This is a genomic window from Streptomyces pseudogriseolus (assembly GCA_002154585.1).
Classification (GTDB): domain Bacteria; phylum Actinomycetota; class Actinomycetes; order Streptomycetales; family Streptomycetaceae; genus Streptomyces; species Streptomyces pseudogriseolus.
Window position 1 is genome coordinate 1 of sequence record MUNG01000257.1, and the last position, 5576, is coordinate 5576.

Below are 5576 nucleotides of genomic sequence, written 5' to 3' on the forward strand. Positions count from 1 at the left end.
ACCCCACCCCGGGCGCTGCGCGCACCCCCACCGCACCGCAACACTGCGCCGCAGGCATCCACCGGCGACACGAGCGGCACGAGCGACACGCCACGTTCGGCCAGGTGAGGGGACGGAGTCGAGGGGCCCGGGGGCCTGTGATTGCGGGCCCCGTCCCGGGCCCGGCGCATCGTCGGAGAGTGCCGCGCCCGAGCGGCGGGAAAAGCCGCGTACGATCCGGTCGTGGCGGCAACAAGTGCGCTGGTGAGTCCTTCCGGGGCCCACACGGCGCACTGCGATCGAAACTGCCGGACACAGGGAGCGGAAGACGTCCCCTGATGGCCTTGTTTCTGCCACGATTCCCAGTGGGCGGGGTGTCGGAGCTCCGCATACCGCCCGCACACCTCCGCCGGGGGGACCCCCAACCGGCACGCCTATGACCAGTGGGAGAGTCACGGTGTACTTCGCCGCACTGCTCGCGCGCACCGAAGACGGGTGGGAAGCGAGCGACACAGAGCTCGACGATGTGGAAACCCTGTCGGATCTCGCCGACCTGGCCCGGGAAGCCTCTCCTGACGAGGACACGGTGCTCGTGCTGATCGAGCAGGAGGACGGCTGGTTCGGCGTCGTCCGCGTGGACGGTGAGGAGGACCCCCGGATCTACGTCTCCGACGCCGCGGCGGCCGCCCGCAGCAGCTACGGGGAGATCCTGCTCACCGACGAACTGCTCGGCAGGGAGCCCGGGGACGACGTCCCCGACCTGGACGCCCTCGACCTCGACGGCACGGAGGACGGTGAGCCGGACGACGAGGACGCCGACGGCGGCCCGACCACCGCCTCCGGCGAGTCCGTACCGCACGGCCCCGTCGGGGACGCGCAGGTCCTGGAGGACCTGGGCGTCACCGAGAAGGAGCTGCGCTCGATGACCGAGGACGCCGTCTCGGAGATCGCCGAGGCCCTGGGCGCCTCGGAGGTCCTGGAGACCGTCCGCTGACCGTGCCGCCGACCGCCACCCCCGCGCCCGGCGCCCTCCCGGACCCGGTGCGCGACCGCTGGCGGGAGCCGATGCGACTCGCCCTGGACGAGGCCCGACAGGCCGTCCCGGGCGGGGACGTTCCCGTCGGCGCCGTCGTGCTGGCCGCGGACGGGGTCACCGTGCTGTCGCGCGCGCACAACGAGCGCGAGGCGGGCGGCGACCCCACGGCGCACGCGGAGATCCTCGCGCTGCGCCGGGCCGCCGAGCGGGCCGGGGAGTGGCGGCTGGCCGGCTGCACGCTGGTGGTCACGCTGGAGCCCTGCACGATGTGCGCGGGTGCGGTCCAGCAGTCCCGGGTGGACCGGGTGGTCTACGGCGCCCGGGACGAGAAGGCGGGCGCGGCGGGATCCCAGTGGGATCTGGTCCGCGACCGGCGCCTCAACCACCGCCCCGAGGTGATCGAGGGCGTGCTCGCCGAGGACTGCGCGCGGCTGCTCACAGAGTTCTTCCGCGGCCGGTGAATACGGATTTCTAACCACGCGCCACCGTGCTGTAAGGTCTCCCTCGGTAGCGTGTCCGAGCGGCCGAAGGAGCTCGCCTCGAAAGCGAGTGTGGCGCAAGTCACCGAGGGTTCAAATCCCTCCGCTACCGCTCTCGACGAAGGGCCCGGTCCGATGGACCGGGCCCTTCGTCGTCGTCCGGCCGGACACGGGCAACCCCTCACAGTCCGTGACCGATTGTCACTCCGATGGCATATCCGGGATGCCGCGTCCGTCGCCCGAACGCAGTGTTGCCAGCAGTTTCTCTCTCCGAAGAACCCCGAGGAAGAAGAGTCATGGCACACATACGACGCGCCCTCGCCCGGAGGGCACTCCCCCTCGCCGTCCTCCTTCCGGTCGCAGCCCTGATGGCCGCGGGCCCCTCCCTGGCATCGGAGGGCGGAGGCGGCAGCGGCAGCGGCAGCACCGCACCCGCTGACGGGACGTCAGGCAGCGGCAAGCCGACGATCGTACTGGTGCACGGATACTGGGCGGACGCCTCCGGCTGGGACCGGATCGTCGAGAGCCTCCAGGCGCGGGGCTACCCGGTGGTGGCCACCGCGAACCCGCTCCGCAGCCTCTCCGGCGACGCCGACTACCTCGCGGCCCGGCTCAGGACCATCGAGGGTCCCGTCGTCCTGGTCGGACATTCCTACGGCGGAGCCGTCATCACCAACGCCGCCGCCGGCAACCCGAACGTCGAGTCCCTCGTCTACATCGCCGGGTTCGCGCCCGACCAGGGCGAGACCGCCTTCCAGCTCGCGGCCAAGTACCCGGGCAGCCGGGTGACGGACGACCCGGACGCGCCGGTGCCGACCGCGCTGAACGCCGTACCGCTCGGCGGTGAGCCGACGAACGTGGATCTGTACCTCAAGCCGGAGAAGTTCGGCGAGGTCTTCCTGAGCGACCGGCTCGACGCGAACCGCACCCGGGTGCTGGCCGCCACCCAGCGGCCGGCCACCGCCGCCTCCGGCAACGAGCCGACGCGGGCGGCCGCGTGGAAGACCATCCCGTCCTGGTACCTCGTCGCCACCGACGACCGCACCATCGGCACCGGCAACCTGCGTTTCATGGCCGAGCGGGCCAAGGCCACCACCGTCGAGGTCGACGCGCCGCACGCCGTCATGGAGACCAACCCGGCCGACGTCACCGAGCTGATCCTGCGTGCCGCGGGCGACTCACGGCCCAGCCTCGCCGAGACCGGCACGAGCGGCCGGACGGCGGTCCTCGGCGGCGCGGCGGTGCTCGCCGTCGCCGCGGGCACGGTGATCACGGTCCGCGCCCGCCGTACCTGACGGCGCCGCGGCGGGGTCGCCCCTCGCCGGGGCGCCCGGAAGAGCCCGTCGTCAGACGGGGCCCTTCGTGCGATCATGGGCCCGCTCGATGCTCGTGTGACAGCAGTGACAGGGGAGGGCCGCGATGGCGGTGAACGCGAAGAAGGCCGCCGTCTATCTGCTGGTGGTCTTCGTGCTGTACGTGATCATCACGGATCCCGAGACCGCCGCCGACTACGTGCTCATCGGGTTCCAGGGCATCTCGGACGCCGCGAAGGCGATCGGCGACTTCATGACGTGGCTGGCCGCGGGAGGCAAGTGATGATCCGGCACCTGGTGCTCTTCAAGCTCGACGAGGGCGTCCGCCGCGACGACCCGAAGGTGGTCGCGGGCGTGGAGGCCTTCCGCGCGCTGGAGGGGAAGATCCCGGAGATCCGCTTCTGGGAGTGCGCCTGGAACATCAGCGACCGCCCCATCGCCTACGACTTCGCCATCAACTCCGCGTTCGACGACGCCGAGGCGCTGCGCCGTTACGTGGAGCACCCGGACCACCAGGCCGGGGTCGGCCTGTGGCGCGAGTTCGCCACGTGGGTGATCGCCGACTACGAGTTCTGACGCGCCGTCCGCGCTCCGCGTACCGAGGCCCCCTGCCCTGCCGGCAGGGGGCCTCGCCGCGTTCCGCACCCGCTCCCGGCCCTCAACACGGAATATGCGGTGCTTGCGACAGTGAGTCAGTCTTGTGATGCTATGACCGCTTTTGACGGATGAGTTGACGACGATGTGAGCGATTGAAGAGGTGGCGTTGACCGTGTCGGCCAGTTCCGCGCCGCCCCAGGACGAGGTGTCCCCCGACGCGGTCCAGACCCCCGCCAAGCGCCGCGGCGCGGACACCAGGGCCCTGACCCAGGTGCTGTTCGGTCAGCTCAAGGACCTGGAGCCGGGCACGCCGGAGCACGCCCGCGTGCGGGCGGCGCTCATCGAGGCGAACCTCCCGCTCGTGCGCTACGCGGCCGCCCGCTTCCGCTCCCGCAACGAGCCGATGGAGGACGTCGTCCAGGTCGGCACCATCGGCCTCATCAACGCCATCGACCGCTTCGACCCGGAGCGGGGCGTGCAGTTCCCGACGTTCGCGATGCCGACCGTTGTCGGCGAGATCAAGCGGTACTTCCGCGACAACGTCCGCACCGTCCACGTACCGCGCCGGCTGCACGAGCTGTGGGTGCAGGTCAACAGCGCGACGGAGGATCTCACCACCGCGTTCGGACGCACCCCGACCACCGCCGAGATCGCCGAGCGGCTGCGCATCTCCGAGGAGGAGGTGCTGTCCTGCATCGAGGCCGGCCGGTCGTACCACGCCACCTCGCTGGAGGCCGCGCAGGAGGGCGACGGGATGCCCGGCCTGCTGGACCGGCTCGGCTACGAGGACCCGGCCCTGGACGGGGTGGAGCACCGCGACCTCGTCCGGCACCTCCTGGTGCAGCTGCCGGAGCGCGAGCAGCGCATCCTGCTGCTGCGCTATTACAGCAACCTGACGCAGTCCCAGATCAGCGCCGAGCTGGGCGTCTCGCAGATGCACGTGTCCCGGTTGCTGGCCCGGAGCTTCCAGCGACTGCGATCCGCAAACAGGATCGACGCGTAACCGCCACGAGCGAATCACCCGACGGCGGCAATCTTCTTTCTTTCCGCCCGATACGGCGTCAGACCCCTTGCCAGCAGGGCTGATTCGTATCTCAGATGTCGACATGTCACTACAGCGCGTTGCCGACATGTGACATTCTGCGGGAAGCGCGTTTGCCGGAGCCTCGGCGCCGGTATTCAGGTGAAGGCTGCGTTCCCCGGTTCGGGAGCGTCCGCCGCGACCGTCCCGCGACCCAAAGGGGGTGGCATGTCCGCAGAACAGGGCAGCTCGAAGGTGCTCACGCTCGCGGAGAGCGAGTCAGCTCCCCATGCTCTCGACGCACTCGGCCCCATCGACGAGGGCCCGGCCCTCGCCGCCACACCGGCTCCGGACCTCCCGGACACGGCGGCCCTCGACACCCGCACCCTGTCCCGCTCCCTGTTCCTGCGGCTCGCCGTGCTCGACGAGGACAGCCCGGAGCGCGCCTACGTCCGGGACACGCTGATCGAGCTCAACCTCCCGCTCGTGCGGTACGCGGCGGCGCGGTTCCGCTCGCGCAACGAGCCGATGGAGGACATCGTCCAGGTCGGCACCATCGGGCTGATCAAGGCGATCGACCGCTTCGACTGCGACCGGGGCGTGGAGTTCCCCACGTTCGCGATGCCGACGGTGGTCGGGGAGATCAAGCGGTTCTTCCGCGACACGTCCTGGTCGGTGCGGGTGCCGCGCCGGCTCCAGGAGCTGCGGCTGGCGCTGACGAAGGCCAGCGACGAGCTGTCCCAGAAGCTGGACCGCTCCCCGACGGTGAGCGAGCTCGCCGCCGTGCTGGGCGTGTCCGAGGAGGACGTCGTCGACGGCCTCGCGGTGGGGAACGCCTACACGGCGTCCTCGCTGGACTCCCCCGCCCCGGAGGACGACGGCGGCGAGGGCTCCCTGGCGGACCGCCTCGGCTACGAGGACACGGCGCTGGAGGGCGTGGAGTACCGGGAGTCGCTGAAGCCGCTGCTGGCGAAGCTGCCACCGCGTGAGCGGCGGATCATCATGCTGCGCTTCTTCGCCAACATGACGCAGTCGCAGATCGGTGAGGAGGTGGGCATCTCGCAGATGCACGTCTCTCGGTTGCTGACGCGGACGTTGGCGCAGTTGCGGGAGGGGCTCATCTCGGACTGACGTCCGCGTCAGCAACCGAG

At 70.9% G+C, this 5576-nt stretch carries 7 protein-coding genes and 1 tRNA gene; all 8 read left to right on the forward strand.

Annotation, left to right across the window (positions count from 1 at the left end):
- Positions 1 to 436 precede the first annotated feature (436 nt).
- The 8 genes from CCN29_RS22335 (at position 437) to CCN29_RS22370 (ending at position 5556) form a co-directional block, all read left to right on the forward strand.
- Positions 437 to 973: a tRNA adenosine deaminase-associated protein gene (locus CCN29_RS22335; RefSeq protein WP_006132799.1), complete on the forward strand. Its 537-nt coding sequence runs from the start codon at positions 437 to 439 to the stop codon at positions 971 to 973.
- Positions 974 to 1044: 71 nt separating this feature from the next.
- On the forward strand, positions 1045 to 1476 hold the full coding sequence (gene tadA, locus CCN29_RS22340) for a tRNA adenosine(34) deaminase TadA (RefSeq protein WP_225656764.1): 432 nt from the start codon (positions 1045 to 1047) through the stop codon (positions 1474 to 1476).
- A 45-nt stretch (positions 1477 to 1521) separates the two neighbouring features.
- Positions 1522 to 1606 (forward strand) — tRNA-Ser (locus tag CCN29_RS22345).
- Positions 1607 to 1790: 184 nt separating this feature from the next.
- Positions 1791 to 2789, forward strand: a complete 999-nt coding sequence (locus CCN29_RS22350; RefSeq protein ID WP_242782090.1) for an alpha/beta fold hydrolase — start codon at positions 1791 to 1793, stop codon at positions 2787 to 2789.
- Positions 2790 to 2913: 124 nt separating this feature from the next.
- On the forward strand, positions 2914 to 3090 hold the full coding sequence (locus tag CCN29_RS36120; RefSeq protein WP_006132794.1) for a hypothetical protein: 177 nt from the start codon (positions 2914 to 2916) through the stop codon (positions 3088 to 3090).
- The gene (locus CCN29_RS22360) at positions 3090 to 3383 is read left to right on the forward strand and encodes a Dabb family protein (protein WP_006132793.1); all 294 of its coding nucleotides are present in this window, start codon (positions 3090 to 3092) and stop codon (positions 3381 to 3383) included. Before CCN29_RS36120 ends, CCN29_RS22360 begins: the two co-directional genes overlap by 1 nt.
- A gap of 187 nt (positions 3384 to 3570) precedes the next feature.
- A complete protein-coding gene (locus CCN29_RS22365; protein WP_086684022.1) occupies positions 3571 to 4407 on the forward strand; it encodes an RNA polymerase sigma factor SigF in 837 nt (278 codons plus the stop codon).
- Positions 4408 to 4653: 246 nt separating this feature from the next.
- Positions 4654 to 5556 (forward strand): RNA polymerase sigma factor SigF, encoded by a 903-nt coding sequence (locus CCN29_RS22370; RefSeq protein ID WP_006132789.1) that lies wholly within the window; start codon positions 4654 to 4656, stop codon positions 5554 to 5556.
- Positions 5557 to 5576: the final 20 nt, after the last annotated feature.